The sequence below is a fragment of the Paenibacillus sp. UNC217MF genome (genome assembly GCF_000686865.1).
Classification (GTDB): Bacteria; Bacillota; Bacilli; order Paenibacillales; family Paenibacillaceae; genus Paenibacillus_B; species Paenibacillus_B suaedae.
In genome coordinates this window covers 1-13,100 of the sequence record NZ_JMLT01000026.1, presented here as the reverse complement: position 1 = coordinate 13,100, position 13,100 = coordinate 1, and the positions used below count along the sequence as shown (strand labels likewise).

Below are 13,100 nucleotides of genomic sequence, written 5' to 3'. Positions count from 1 at the left end.
TGTAAACTGTCATTCGTTTTTAAAATATGTAAGGCAACAGGAGGCACTCATGGAAGAGAGCAAGCAACAACAGAACATCACTCAAGATACCGTGCAGGATTTGCTTATCCGTGGGACTGGATTAGGTGGAAAGGTACGGATTTTTGCTGCGCGCACGACTAACTTGGTTAATGAGCTGCAACGTCGCCACGGTACATACCCAACAGCAACAGCTGCATTAGGGCGTACAGTAACGGCTGCTGCAATGATGGGTGCGATGCTGAAGGGCGAAGAGAAGCTTACGGTGCAAGTGAAGGGTGATGGCCCTATTGGTCAGGTCGTTGCGGATGCCAACGCACGTGGAGAGATTCGCGGCTATGTGACACATCCCCAAGTTCATTTGGCGAGCAACGCCGAGGGCAAGCTGGATGTTGCGGGAGCAGTAGGCCGCAGCGGCTTCATTCACATTACGAAGGATCTAGGCTTAAAGGAACCTTACCGCGGAAGCTCTCCGATTATTTCGGGAGAACTGGGTGAGGACTTTACGTATTACTTTGCAACGTCGGAGCAGACGCCATCCGCAGTTGGGCTTGGCGTACTCGTAGACACTGACAATTCTGTACTACATGCAGGTGGATTCATTATTCAATTGCTGCCAGGCTTGTCTGATGAGGAAATAACGGAGATTGAACAATCGTTAAGCACATTGCCTCCGGTAACAGCCTTGCTTGATCAAGGCATGGAGCTTGAAGAGCTGGTAACATGGATCGTGAAGGATGTTCACATTATGGATCAGATGCCGCTTGTGTTCCAATGCCAATGCTCAAGAGAACGCGTGGAAAGCACGCTTATTAGCTTGGGACAGGAAGAGCTGCGAGCGATTATAAATGAGGATCATAAAGCTGAAGTTGTATGTCATTTCTGCAACGAGGCGTATGCCTTCAATCGTGATGATCTTGAGAAGCTGGCAGCTGCGGCAGTGACGAAGAAGACGCAATCGTAAAGTAAGTGTAAGCACAGGCGTGCTACAAGGAAATATGAGGTAAGGGAAGCAAGCGATATGACGAGAGAAGTCAAGAGCTTATGGGGCTGTATTATTGTATTGTTTGCCTGTGTGATCGTGCTTGCAGGCATACTTATTTCACGGCTCGATGTTCCGGTCGGGCCCCCCGAGCCTGCTTCATCCGATTCCTCATCAGTCGTTGCGTCAGTTGGGTCGCATAAGATTACGCGTGCAGAGTGGAACAGAGAATTGGAGCAGCAGTACGGTGGGTTAGTACTGGAGCAGATGCTGACGAACCGAGCTGCTGAGCAGGAAGCGAAGTCGCTCGGGGTTGAGGTGACTTCTGAAGAAGTCACCCGAGAGATTAAGCGTCAAATGAAGGGTTATGAAAGTGAAGAGGCTTATTACCAAGCGATGAAAGAACAACTAGGAATGAGTCCGGAACAATTAAGCCAAGACATGCGCAATCAACTTCTATTGGAAAAAATCGCAACGTACGGCATTGATATCGGTGATGCTGATATTGACGAGTACATGCGTGAACATAAGGGTGAATACGAGCCAATCAACTCCTATCAAATGGCACATATCACAGTATCGAACATCGCTGACGCGGAAGCAATTATTGGCCGCATTAAGCAAGGCGAATCTTTCGGTTTCCTTGCAGGCGAGCTCTCTCTTGACTCCTTCTCTTCACAGCAGGGTGGGAGAATCGGGTGGATTGATGAGGATGATCCATTCATCGATCACGCGGAACTGAACCAAGTGTCCCTGATGGAAGTAGGCGATACCTCGAATCCAGTTAAGATTAAGGATGGATATGCGATTATCCAGCTTACTGGCAAGAAGGAAGTAAGGCCTGAACACCACGATGAAATGCGTGAGCGTATTCGTAAAGAAATCGCGCTGGAGAAGTCTCCTCCATTAGTACAATGGAGAAAAGCGCTCCGAGAGAAATACGGCGCGGCAATTGCAGATGCAGCCTTTTCATCACAGTAAGTGGTGACATGAATAGCAGTCCGTCCGAATAAGATGATTTATTCGGGCGGGCTTTTTGTTGTTTTTCAGACAGAGAACGAGAAAACTTGGAATATTTTTGAGTAGGTCTATTGACATTCGACTATCGGCTTGCTAATATAAATTAAAACCTAGTGAATTAGTCGGAAATATTTCAATTCCTATTAACCTGTGGGAGGGCTCTCTATGCCAAGAATCGTCAATAGCGTGACCGAACTAATCGGGGATACTCCACTTGTACGCCTGAATCGAATTGTACCGGAAGATAGCGCCGAAATTTATGTGAAGCTGGAATATCAGAATCCGGGCTCCAGTGTCAAAGACCGGATCGCAATAAGTATGATCGAGGTAGCTGAACAGGAAGGCATATTGAAGCCGGGAGATACCATTGTAGAGCCTACGAGCGGCAATACGGGCATTGGACTTGCAATGGTAGCTGCTGCGAAGGGATATAAGGCAATATTGGTTATGCCTGAGACGATGAGCATTGAGCGCCGCAATCTCCTGCGCGCATATGGAGCTGAGCTTGTGCTTACTCCAGGGGCAGAAGGAATGAATGGTGCGGTTCGCAAGGCTGAAGAGCTGGCACAAGAGAACCCTACTTATTTTATTCCGCAACAATTCAAGAACCAAGCGAACGTCAAGATTCATCGGGAGACGACAGGTCCAGAAATTGTCGAAGCAATTCAATCGCTCGATGGCAAGCTGGATGCGTTTATTGCTGGCATTGGCACAGGGGGAACAATCTCTGGCGCTGGTGAAGTGCTGAAGGAGAACTTCCCCGGCATTCAAATTGCAGCAGTAGAGCCAGCCTCATCTCCATTATTGTCTGGAGGCAAGCCGGGCCCGCACAAAATCCAAGGGATCGGGGCAAACTTCGTACCTGATATATTGAACCGTGAGATTTATGATCGAATCATTACGGTTGAGAATGAAGACGCATTTGAGATAGCGCGTCGTGTTGCGAAGGAAGAAGGCATCTTAGTCGGCATCTCCTCGGGGGCAGCGATCTATGCTGCATTGCAGCTTGCGAAGGAATTGGGAGCCGGCAAGCGTATTGTTGCAGTCGTACCAAGCAATGGCGAACGTTATTTAAGCACACCGTTATTTAATTTTGAAGATTAAGGAATGAATACATCCCCTCATCCAACTGTGTACTTGGAAGCATAATGCTTCTGACGATAGCTGAGATGGGGGGATTTTTATATGAAGGAAAATGCAGAAAATGTAAGTGGTTCATCTTTTCATCCGTAGTCTCATTGTTTATACTAATCAGTAATCCGATAATGATTATCATCCAAGGAGAGTTAGGATCGATAAGCAGGGATGATGGACTAGGGTGAAGAGGTGGTCATATGGTTCAATCAACAGTAGCAAGTGGACAGGTGCTTATCGCACAAGAGCAATGGCGCTGTTATATCGATAATCAATACACGATCCTTCCGTACGTGGTTAAGTATGAGTTGAGAGAAGAAAGTACGCACATTCCTTCTTGGGAATCGGCATGGGCAGATGCAGGGCAGAGCACCTTCGTACTGGAGAGCGGGAAGGGTGGACGCTATACGATTGTGGGGTTAGACCCCGTATCGATGATTAGAGGGAAGGGGTATTCTGCACACATCGTCCTGTCAGACGGAAATGAACAGGTACGCAAGGGAGCTCCGTTAGATATGGTGAAGGAATGGATGTCACCTTACCGTGGGCCGCGCATAGAGGGGCTTCCGAAGTTCACTGGGGGATGTGTCGGCTATATAAGCTATGACATTGCTAGATCCATTGAGCGGCTCCCCGAATTGGCGGCGGATGATTTGGATCTTCCCGATTATGTGTTTATGCAAATGAATGAGCTATGGATTGTCGATCATGAGGAACAAGCGCTATACTGTGCGGTCATGACGGAGGTTGATCCATGCGCATCACCGGCGTACAAGCGCCAAATGAAGGAGGATGAGTCCTCCAGTCAGACCGCTGAATCCATATATGAGGAATGGGTATCTAACCACTATGAGCTTGCTCACCAGCGTGCAGATAAGTTGAAGAAGCGCTGGGATGTCTGGTGGGAATCTTGCCGTAGAGATGAGGCGAAGCAGGCCGCTGAGCTTCGTCGCCGCTGTCTGGAGGAAGGCAATCTTCTCGATGTGGATGTGCTGGAAGGTGTACAGACGGCATTTCCGAAGGAGGATTTTGAGGAGGCTGTACGGCAGATTCAGCAATATATTGGTCAAGGTGATGTCTTTCAAGTAAACCTGTCCATGAGACAGATGCGTGCGCTGCGTGAAACTCCGGAACGGCTCTATGAATGGCTGAGGGTGCTTAACCCATCTCCATACATGGGACTGCTTCGTTTCCCTGACTTCCAGCTTGTTTCTTGTTCCCCCGAGCTTCTGGTTGGCCTGAAGGATGGGGAAGTGAGCACTCGTCCGATTGCAGGCACGAGACGGAGAGGGCATACCCCGGAAGAGGATGCCCGCATGGCAGAAGAGCTGCGTACGAATGAGAAGGAGCGGGCCGAGCATATTATGCTCGTTGATCTGGAGCGCAATGATGTTGGACGCATATCGGAATACGGCTCCGTACGGGTGGATGAGTTAATGACAATTGAATATTACTCGCATGTTATGCATTTGGTTTCTGAGGTGAAAGGGAAGCTGGCGGCCGGCAAGGACGCCTTCGACGTGCTGCGAGCGACATTCCCTGGAGGGACGATTACAGGAGCGCCGAAAGTGAGAACGATGGAAATCATCGAGGAATTGGAGCCAGTACGAAGAGGGCCATATACGGGATCATTCGGCTGGATTGACTATAATGGCGACATGGAATTTAATATAATTATCCGCACCATGACCGTGAAGGATGGTGTGGGTCATATTCAGGCGGGAGCGGGCATTGTTATTGATTCTGATCCAGCGCGTGAATATAAGGAGAGCTGGAACAAGGCGAAGGCTTTGTGGAAGGCAGTACAGTTGAGCGAACGCGACATGGTGGAGCGGGGAGACTAGATTAGGTAAGGCATGCCGCCAGGCATGGCCGAGAGAGGATGAGCTTAGCATGATACTTGTTATCGACAATTATGATTCTTTTACGTATAACTTGGTTCAATATTTAGGGGAGCTTGGGGAGCAGGTGGAAGTATACCGCAATGACGAAATCGACATTGAAGGTATTGAGAAGCTGCAACCGAATCATCTGCTGCTGTCGCCTGGACCGTGCACCCCGAACGAAGCAGGAATAACACTTGATGTCATTGCACATTTCAAGGGCAAGATCCCTATCTTCGGTGTATGCTTAGGTCATCAGGCAATTGGACAGGCATTCGGCGGGAAGGTTGTCCGTGCACAGCGATTGATGCATGGGAAGACATCCCCAATCTATCATGAGGGACAGTCGGTGTTTGAAGATCTGCCAAGCCCGTTTACAGCAACTCGCTATCATTCCTTATTGGTGGAGCGGGAGTCGCTGCCAGAATGTCTCGAGATTACGGCTTCTACGGAAGAAGGCGAAATTATGGGGCTTCGGCATAGAGAATATCCGATTGAAGGTGTCCAATTCCACCCTGAGTCGATCATTACGGATCACGGGCATCAGATGCTGCGCAACTTTTTAAAGTCGAAGGCGAGCGTATAATGGATGTTATCGGTTGGAATGGGAAGGTAGTACCTGTTGATCAAGCCGCGGTTTCTGTCATGGACCACGGCTTTTTATACGGCATAACCTTGTTTGAAACGATGCGCACCTACGATGGGAAGCCCTTCTTGTTGGAGCGGCATATGGAGCGGTTGACATCGGCTTGCAGATTGCTTGGTATCGACTATGTAGTGGATATGGGGCAGGTTGAACGTCATATTCGAGAAGTGATGGATGCGAACGGCCTGATGGAGGCGTATATTCGTTACACCGTAAGTGCGGGCGAGAATGGATTCGGCCTGCCACAGGAAGCGTATACACATCCGAATGTGCTAGTGCTTGTGAAGTCGCTGCCTACCTTGCAGGAAGAGCTGTATGAATGCGGCAAGCCATTGCAGCTGCTTCGTACACGGCGGAGTGGGCCCGAGGCAGACGTGCGCTTTAAGTCGGGACAATACATGAATAATATCGTCGCTAAGCGGGAGTTATCACAAATGGATTCATCCGCATTAGGAGCTGAGGGGCTCATGTTGGATTGCAATGGACATGTATCCGAAGGCATCGTGAGCAATGTGTTTTTTGTTCAGGATGGTCGTCTGTACACACCAGATGTATCGACCGGCATTCTGCTTGGTATTACAAGGCAGTGGGTCATGGAACTGGCCGACCAGGCAGGTATGCATGTGGAGGAAGGTAAGTATGGTTGGGGACAGCTATGGAAGGCAGATGAAGTATTCCTGACAACCTCCATCCAGGAACTTGTACCGGTGACGACTCTTGTCGATGCAGAAGGTGAGAAGAGACAGGTGGGCGACGGACGGATAGGTGCTTGTACGCGCGAGCTGCTGAATCTGTATCGCACCTCTACAGTTCACAGGATGTAGGTTAACGAGATTGATTTAGAGAGTGCATGAAACTTGCGAATAGTAAGTTCCGTTATGCCAGGTGATGACGGTATAAGGAATTTTAAGTTGGATCGGCTACGATGGCAGGGAGGGGGATGCGTATATGTTGCAGCCAACATTTTGGAAGCACACGTATAAATGGAATCAAGCAGAATTAATACTGGGCAACCGTACCTTGGTGCAAGGGATATTGAATGTTACGCCGGACTCCTTCTCCGACGGAGGATGTTATGATCGGATTGATCGTGCAATCGAGCATGCCAAGGAAATGGTCGCGCAAGGAGTAGACATTATCGATATAGGCGGAGAGTCAACGCGCCCTGGCCATGAACCGGTCGGAGAAGCAGAGGAGCTGCGCCGCGTTATTCCCGTTATAGAGGCGCTTCATGAGGCAATGCCTCATATCCCATTGTCCATCGATACGTACAAGGCGGAAGTCGGTAGACAAGCGTTAGAAGCGGGAGCTCATATTTTGAATGATATTTGGGGCTGCAAGCGGGAGCCGGAGATGGCACGTGTCGCAGCTTCCTATGACTGTCCCATCATTCTAATGCATAACCGTCCTGAACGGAATTATGAGCAGTATGTGGATGATGTGAAGCGGGATTTGCTGGAGAGTGTGGCGATTGCCAAGGCAGCAGGTGTCGAAGAACGAAATATTTGGCTGGATCCGGGGATTGGTTTTGCCAAGGACTACGAGGATAACTTGGAACTCATGCATCATTTGGATGAGCTTGTTGAGCTTGGGTACCCAGTATTGCTGGGAACTTCACGCAAGCGGTTCATCCGTGAGACACTGCAGCTTCCAGTGGATGCTCTTATTCAAGGGACGGCAGCTACGGTTGTGTTGGGAGTAGCCCAAGGCTGCCAAATTGTGCGGGTACACGATGTATCGGAAATCGTTCAGACCGTTCGGATGTGTGATGCTATGCTGTATCCAAGAGAACGGAATGGAGCCGCAGAGAAGTAATGGTGTGACATTACCCTATTTTGGCATAGAAGGGGAGTATATTCATGGTGAATACGAAAGTATCGAAACCTGACCGTATGCAGTTGCATCGGATTGAATTGTTCGGGCGGCATGGTGTATTCGAAGAGGAACGGAGATTGGGTCAGCGCTGGATTGTCGATCTTGACTTGCAAATAGATCTGCGCACGGCAGGCGAATCTGATCAGCTTGAGCATTCGATCAATTATGCCGAAATCTATAATACAGTGAAGCAGATTGTTGAAGAAGAGTCCTATCAGCTTGTCGAAGCATTGACAGAACGTATTGCAGCCGTCCTATTGGAGCAATATGCATTGATTTCAGAAGCAACAGTACGCGTAACGAAGCCGAACCCGCCGTTCGATATACATTTCCAAGGCGTAACGATTGAGATGACGAGAGTACGGGCGGAATCGAGTTCAAGCGGGAGCGGGGCATAGCAGATGGATGGAATGAAGACGGATTTCTCCGGTAGCGAGCTTGAGAAAGCAGGAATGGATTACAATCCTGTGACACATACTGGAGAGCAGACTGCTTATATTGCACTAGGTGCAAATATTGGTGAGCGGGAGCGGGCCTTGTATGATGCGTTGACACATCTTCAAGCTCAGGAGCAGATTCAAGTTGTGCGATGTTCTGCGATTTACGAGACAGATCCGGTTGGGTATGAGGATCAGCCTGCCTTTCTAAACATGACAGCTTGTGTTCGGACAACGTTGCAGCCTGATGAACTGCTGATGGCGATGCTTGCGATTGAGAAGCAAATGGGGCGAGTGCGGGATATCCGCTGGGGCCCGCGCGTCATTGATTTGGATTTACTATGGATGGGCGATACTTCATGGAATACAGACCTGCTTACATTGCCGCATCCTCGTATGGGAGAGCGGCTGTTCGTACTCGTGCCGCTTGCTGATATTGTTCCGGAGTCGGCTGTCGAATTGCACGCATTCGTTCATCATGCCTTGGGAACACTGGATGGGAAGGAAGGTATTCGGAAGTGGAGTCCTTGCAAGTGGCCAAGCGAATCCGGGCTTTCCGCAAGCTTCGAGGATTGACGCAGCAGCAGCTGTCTGAACGCGTGCGCATCTCAGTATCCGTGCTTGGTGAAATCGAGCGGGGAAATCGGCAGATTGATGAGCAGATAATGAAAGAAATATGCAAGCAATTAAATATTTCACATGATGAACTGGCATCACCGGGTTCCTTTCGGTAAAATGGAACATTGGTAATCCTGTTTTGTATAGATAACCGTGTGGCATATCAGCCATATGGATAGGGATAGAGTTGAAAGGAGTGCGAGCAATGCTGAAAATTGCAAATATAGAAATGAAAAACCAAGTCGTGCTTGCGCCCATGGCTGGGGTGTGCAACCCTGCCTTCCGCCTCATTGCGAAGGAATTCGGATGCGGACTCGTATGCGCAGAAATGGTTAGTGACAAGGCGCTTGTTCACGGCAATGAGCGTACTCGTGAGATGCTGTATGTAGACGATCGGGAGAAGCCGCTTAGTCTGCAGATTTTTGGCGGGGATCGCAAATCACTCGTCGAAGCTGCCAAAATTGTCGATAAAGATTCAAATGCCGATATTATTGATATCAATATGGGTTGCCCTGTACCGAAGGTAACAAAATGCGATGCAGGCGCTCGCTGGCTCCTTAACCCGGAGAAGATCTATGAGATGGTGTCGGCCGTTGTTGATGCTGTAGATAAACCGGTTACGGTGAAGATGCGAATCGGCTGGGATCACGATCACATTTATGTAGTGGAGAATGCCAAAGCTGTTGAGCGTGCTGGTGGTCAAGCGGTCAGTGTACATGGGCGCACACGCGAGCAGCTGTATACGGGTCAAGCGGACTGGAGCTATATTCGCCAAGTTAAGGAAAATGTCTCGATTCCGGTTATCGGCAACGGGGATGTGTTCACTCCGGAAGACGCGAAGCGTATGCTGGAAGAGACGGGATGCGACGGCGTCATGATTGGACGCGGTGCACTCGGCAATCCGTGGATGCTGTATCGCACGATTGAATATTTGACGACAGGAGAGCTGCTCCCAGATCCGTCGGCAGAAGAGAAAGTTCGTATTGCGCTTGTTCATATGGATCGCCTCATTGCACTTAAGGGGGAGCAGGTTGCGGTGAAGGAGATGCGTAAGCATCTGGCATGGTACTTGAAGGGATTGCCTTCTGCCGCGCGTGTGAAGGATGCCATTATGGAAGAGACACGCCGTGATGAGGTTGCCCGCATGCTGGAGGAGTATGTACGTCAAGTGAATGAGAAGCAAGAGGCTGAATCAACGGTTCAGTAATTGCTGCAATAGAAGCTGTTACGGGCGCATGTTCAGGGGATCGAAGCGTTTTCAAGGGCATGTGCGGTCTCATTGACTTTTGCAAATCCATCCCATATAATTCAACAATAGAAAATTGGCCTCGGGCTTGGTGTATATTACACGACTATGTATGACAAAGAACGACCAAGTTGTGGAGTCATGATGTGGCAATCAAGCCATATGATGAACTATAGCATTCGCATCGGCTGCATTCGCATCGATCGTTGTTAGCAGCCCTGAGGCTGGATGCGAAATATATCATGACAGGAGAATCGGTAAGATGAGCGATAAAGAAGTCATTCTGACCCAGGACGGTCTGAAGAAGCTGGAGGATGAGCTTGAAAACCTCAAATCCGTTAAACGTCGTGAAGTGGCAGAGCGGATTAAAGTAGCGATCGGCTACGGCGACATCAGCGAGAACTCCGAATATGAAGATGCGAAGAATGAACAAGCATTCATTGAAGGTCGTATCATTACATTGGAAAAAATGCTTCGCAACGCACGGATCATTAACAACGATGACATTGACACAGATCTTGTAAGCATTGGTTCGACGGTAATCGTTGAGGATTTGGAATTCGGCGACAAGATGGAATATACAATTGTCGGTACTGCTGAATCCGATCCATTGAAGAACCGGATTTCGAATGAAAGCCCGGTAGGCAAGGCAATTTTGGGCAAGCAAAAGGGCACAACTGTGGACGTGAACGTTCCTGCAGGCGTGATTCAATACAAAATTCTCGAGATTAAGCGCTAATTGGGCTGCGGCTAAGCAGCGTGTGGCGTCAAGCATGAGAAGTTTGGGATGAAAGCTTCCATACATGGAAGCTTTTTTCACCAATCGGCGGTGTGAGGAAGTGAGGACATTTTCCCCTCTTTTTCATGAAAAGAAATGAAAGAACGTGAAAGCATAAGTGCCGTTCCCAAGCATTTATCATACATCATGGAATAATGCGATTTAATTATACAAGGAGTGGAGTGTAATGACGGACGTCGTCAATCAAGAAACGGAATTAAGTGAATTGCTGCAAATTCGCCGCAACAAATTGGACGAGCTTCGCAAGCTGGGCGTAGATCCGTTCGGAACAAAATATGAGCGTACAGCAACTGCCAAAGAAGTGCTCGATAAGTATGACGGGATGGAGAAGGATGAGCTCCAAGAAGCAGGTGTAGAGGTTAGCCTTGCAGGACGTATCATGGCTAAGCGCGGCATGGGTAAAGCTAGCTTCGCGCACATCCAGGACTTGTCCGGCCGTATTCAAATTTATGTTCGTCAAGATACAATCGATGAGAAAAAATTTGAAGCTTACAGCCTGCTTGACCTAGGTGACATCATTGGTGTTCGTGGTACGGTATTCAAGACGAAGACAGGTGAATTGTCCATTAAAGTGCTGGAGCTTGAGATTTTGTCGAAGTCGCTCTTGCCGCTTCCAGAGAAATACCATGGCCTGAAGGACGTAGAAATGCGTTACCGTCAGCGCTATGTTGACTTGATTATGAACCCGGACGTTCAGCAGACGTTCGTCACTCGCTCGCGTATTATTCAATCGATGCGTCGCTATTTGGATTCCCATGGATACTTGGAAGTGGAGACACCAACACTCCATGCAATCGCTGGTGGTGCGGCAGCACGTCCGTTCATCACGCATCATAATGCACTCGACATGACACTCTACATGCGTATTGCAATTGAGCTCCACTTGAAGCGCTTGATCGTGGGCGGATTGGAGAAAGTGTATGAAATCGGCCGTGTATATCGGAACGAAGGGATTTCAACACGTCACAACCCGGAATTCACAATGATCGAATTGTATGAGGCATATGCAGATTTCAACGACATCATGAACCTGACGGAAAATCTGGTTGCGCATATCGCGCAAGAAGTGTTGGGTACAACGAAGATCCAGTATCAGAACCACGAAGTTGATCTGACGCCGCAATGGCGCCGTGTATCGATGGTGGATGCAGTTAAAGAAGTAAAAGGCGTTGATTTCTCTGCACAGATGACAGATGAAGAAGCGCATCGCATTGCGAAGGAACATAATGTGAAGGTGGAGCCGCACTACACATTCGGTCATATTCTGAATGCATTCTTCGAAGAATTCGTAGAAGAAACGTTGATTCAGCCAACATTTGTTACGGGCCATCCGGTTGAAATTTCTCCGCTTGCGAAGAAGAACGACAAGGATCCGCGCTTCACAGATCGCTTCGAGTTGTTCATCGTTGCGCGTGAACATGCGAATGCATTCTCAGAGCTTAATGATCCAATCGATCAGCGTCAACGCTTTGAGGCGCAATTGGAAGAGCGTGAGCATGGTAACGATGAAGCACATGAAATGGACGATGACTTCATTCGTGCATTGGAATACGGCATGCCGCCAACAGGTGGACTTGGCATCGGTGTAGATCGCCTCGTTATGCTGCTTACGAATGCGCCGTCTATTCGTGACGTACTGTTGTTCCCTCACATGCGTGAGCGCAGCAACTAAGATAAATGTACAATAGTAAGGATCGCTCCTAGGTTTAGGCCTAGGTTCGATCCTTTTTTAATTCGTTCAGTGGTCACTGATATCTCCATTAGAAAGAAAGTGAAGAGGTTATGGATCATTGGCTTCACTTCTATTACGGAGACTCATATGCGGATGAATCATCACCAGGTGTAGCGATGATAGGTGTAGATATGTCAGGGGATACTGCTGAGGAGTTCGGGTGCCTGGCCTGAATGTAGAAAATGAAAGAAGCATGTATGCTCAATCGAATGAAGATGATAATATGGAAGTTGCTTGTGGTTTAGTGGGGATTGCAGATAGCTGCTATTATTGTGTACAATCATGAATATTGCCTTTAGCTGTGTAAAACAGGGGCGAATAGGGTAGTTATAAGTAAGGCCAATTGAAATATGAATCACGAAAAAGCCTTTTGTAGAGCGGTTTTATGCACAGTTCAATAGGGGAGATTGTATAAAATTGAAATAGTAATTTTTTACCTGTTGCATACTATTGGTGGGCGTGATATATTATATGAGTCGCCGCTGAGAGACGCGGTGAACAAAAGCGAAAGAGGCAATAAGCCGAAGCGCTGGATTGAAGATTGTTCTTTGAAAACTGAACAACGAGCAACGTTTGTGAATGAGGTAGCAATACCTCGTCAAAAGATATGAGCAGTTCAAACTTAACTTTAACGGAGAGTTTGATCCTGGCTCAGGACGAACGCTGGCGGCGTGCCTAATACATGCAAGTCGAGCGGACTTGAAGGAGTG

14 protein-coding genes and 1 rRNA gene are annotated in these 13,100 nt (G+C 48.4%); all 15 read left to right on the top strand.

Annotated features, from left to right (window positions below):
• Positions 1 to 49 precede the first annotated feature (49 nt).
• Entirely contained in the window at positions 50 to 982 is a 933-nt protein-coding gene (hslO, locus tag BP95_RS0114475) for an Hsp33 family molecular chaperone HslO (RefSeq protein ID WP_021255198.1), read from the top strand.
• A gap of 57 nt (positions 983 to 1,039) precedes the next feature.
• Positions 1,040 to 1,981 carry a SurA N-terminal domain-containing protein gene (locus BP95_RS0114470; protein WP_021255199.1) on the top strand — a complete coding sequence of 314 codons (942 nt, stop codon included), beginning with the start codon at positions 1,040 to 1,042 and terminating at the stop codon, positions 1,979 to 1,981.
• Positions 1,982 to 2,185: 204 nt separating this feature from the next.
• Entirely contained in the window at positions 2,186 to 3,124 is a 939-nt protein-coding gene (cysK, locus tag BP95_RS0114465; RefSeq protein ID WP_021255200.1) for a cysteine synthase A, read from the top strand.
• A 230-nt stretch (positions 3,125 to 3,354) separates the two neighbouring features.
• Positions 3,355 to 4,998 carry an anthranilate synthase component I family protein gene (locus BP95_RS0114460; protein WP_021255201.1) on the top strand — a complete coding sequence of 548 codons (1,644 nt, stop codon included), beginning with the start codon at positions 3,355 to 3,357 and terminating at the stop codon, positions 4,996 to 4,998.
• A 49-nt stretch (positions 4,999 to 5,047) separates the two neighbouring features.
• Complete coding sequence (gene pabA, locus BP95_RS0114455; RefSeq protein ID WP_021255202.1) at positions 5,048 to 5,623, top strand: aminodeoxychorismate/anthranilate synthase component II; 576 nt, start codon at positions 5,048 to 5,050, stop codon at positions 5,621 to 5,623.
• Entirely contained in the window at positions 5,623 to 6,507 is an 885-nt protein-coding gene (locus BP95_RS0114450) for an aminotransferase class IV (RefSeq protein ID WP_021255203.1), read from the top strand. The genes pabA and BP95_RS0114450 overlap by 1 nt, the downstream gene beginning before the upstream one ends.
• A gap of 124 nt (positions 6,508 to 6,631) precedes the next feature.
• Positions 6,632 to 7,498 (top strand): dihydropteroate synthase, encoded by an 867-nt coding sequence (gene folP / locus BP95_RS0114445; protein WP_028532534.1) that lies wholly within the window; start codon positions 6,632 to 6,634, stop codon positions 7,496 to 7,498.
• Positions 7,499 to 7,542: 44 nt separating this feature from the next.
• Positions 7,543 to 7,956, top strand: coding sequence for a dihydroneopterin aldolase (gene folB / locus BP95_RS0114440; protein WP_028532533.1), 414 nt, complete (start codon positions 7,543 to 7,545; stop codon positions 7,954 to 7,956).
• Positions 7,957 to 8,010: 54 nt separating this feature from the next.
• Positions 8,011 to 8,571, top strand: coding sequence for a 2-amino-4-hydroxy-6-hydroxymethyldihydropteridine diphosphokinase (folK, locus tag BP95_RS0114435; protein WP_028532532.1), 561 nt, complete (start codon positions 8,011 to 8,013; stop codon positions 8,569 to 8,571).
• Positions 8,529 to 8,729 (top strand): helix-turn-helix domain-containing protein, encoded by a 201-nt coding sequence (locus BP95_RS0114430; RefSeq protein ID WP_021255207.1) that lies wholly within the window; start codon positions 8,529 to 8,531, stop codon positions 8,727 to 8,729. Before folK ends, BP95_RS0114430 begins: the two co-directional genes overlap by 43 nt.
• A gap of 89 nt (positions 8,730 to 8,818) precedes the next feature.
• The gene (dusB, locus tag BP95_RS0114425) at positions 8,819 to 9,820 is read left to right on the top strand and encodes a tRNA dihydrouridine synthase DusB (protein ID WP_021255208.1); all 1,002 of its coding nucleotides are present in this window, start codon (positions 8,819 to 8,821) and stop codon (positions 9,818 to 9,820) included.
• Positions 9,821 to 10,121: 301 nt separating this feature from the next.
• A complete protein-coding gene (gene greA, locus BP95_RS0114420; protein ID WP_021255209.1) occupies positions 10,122 to 10,598 on the top strand; it encodes a transcription elongation factor GreA in 477 nt (158 codons plus the stop codon).
• A 226-nt stretch (positions 10,599 to 10,824) separates the two neighbouring features.
• The gene (lysS, locus tag BP95_RS0114415) at positions 10,825 to 12,330 is read left to right on the top strand and encodes a lysine--tRNA ligase (protein ID WP_028532531.1); all 1,506 of its coding nucleotides are present in this window, start codon (positions 10,825 to 10,827) and stop codon (positions 12,328 to 12,330) included.
• A gap of 110 nt (positions 12,331 to 12,440) precedes the next feature.
• Positions 12,441 to 12,563, top strand: a complete 123-nt coding sequence (locus BP95_RS34265) for a hypothetical protein (protein WP_269321455.1) — start codon at positions 12,441 to 12,443, stop codon at positions 12,561 to 12,563.
• Between the two features lie 455 nt (positions 12,564 to 13,018).
• Positions 13,019 to 13,100: ribosomal RNA gene (locus BP95_RS0114410) — 16S ribosomal RNA — on the top strand; the annotation flags it as partial.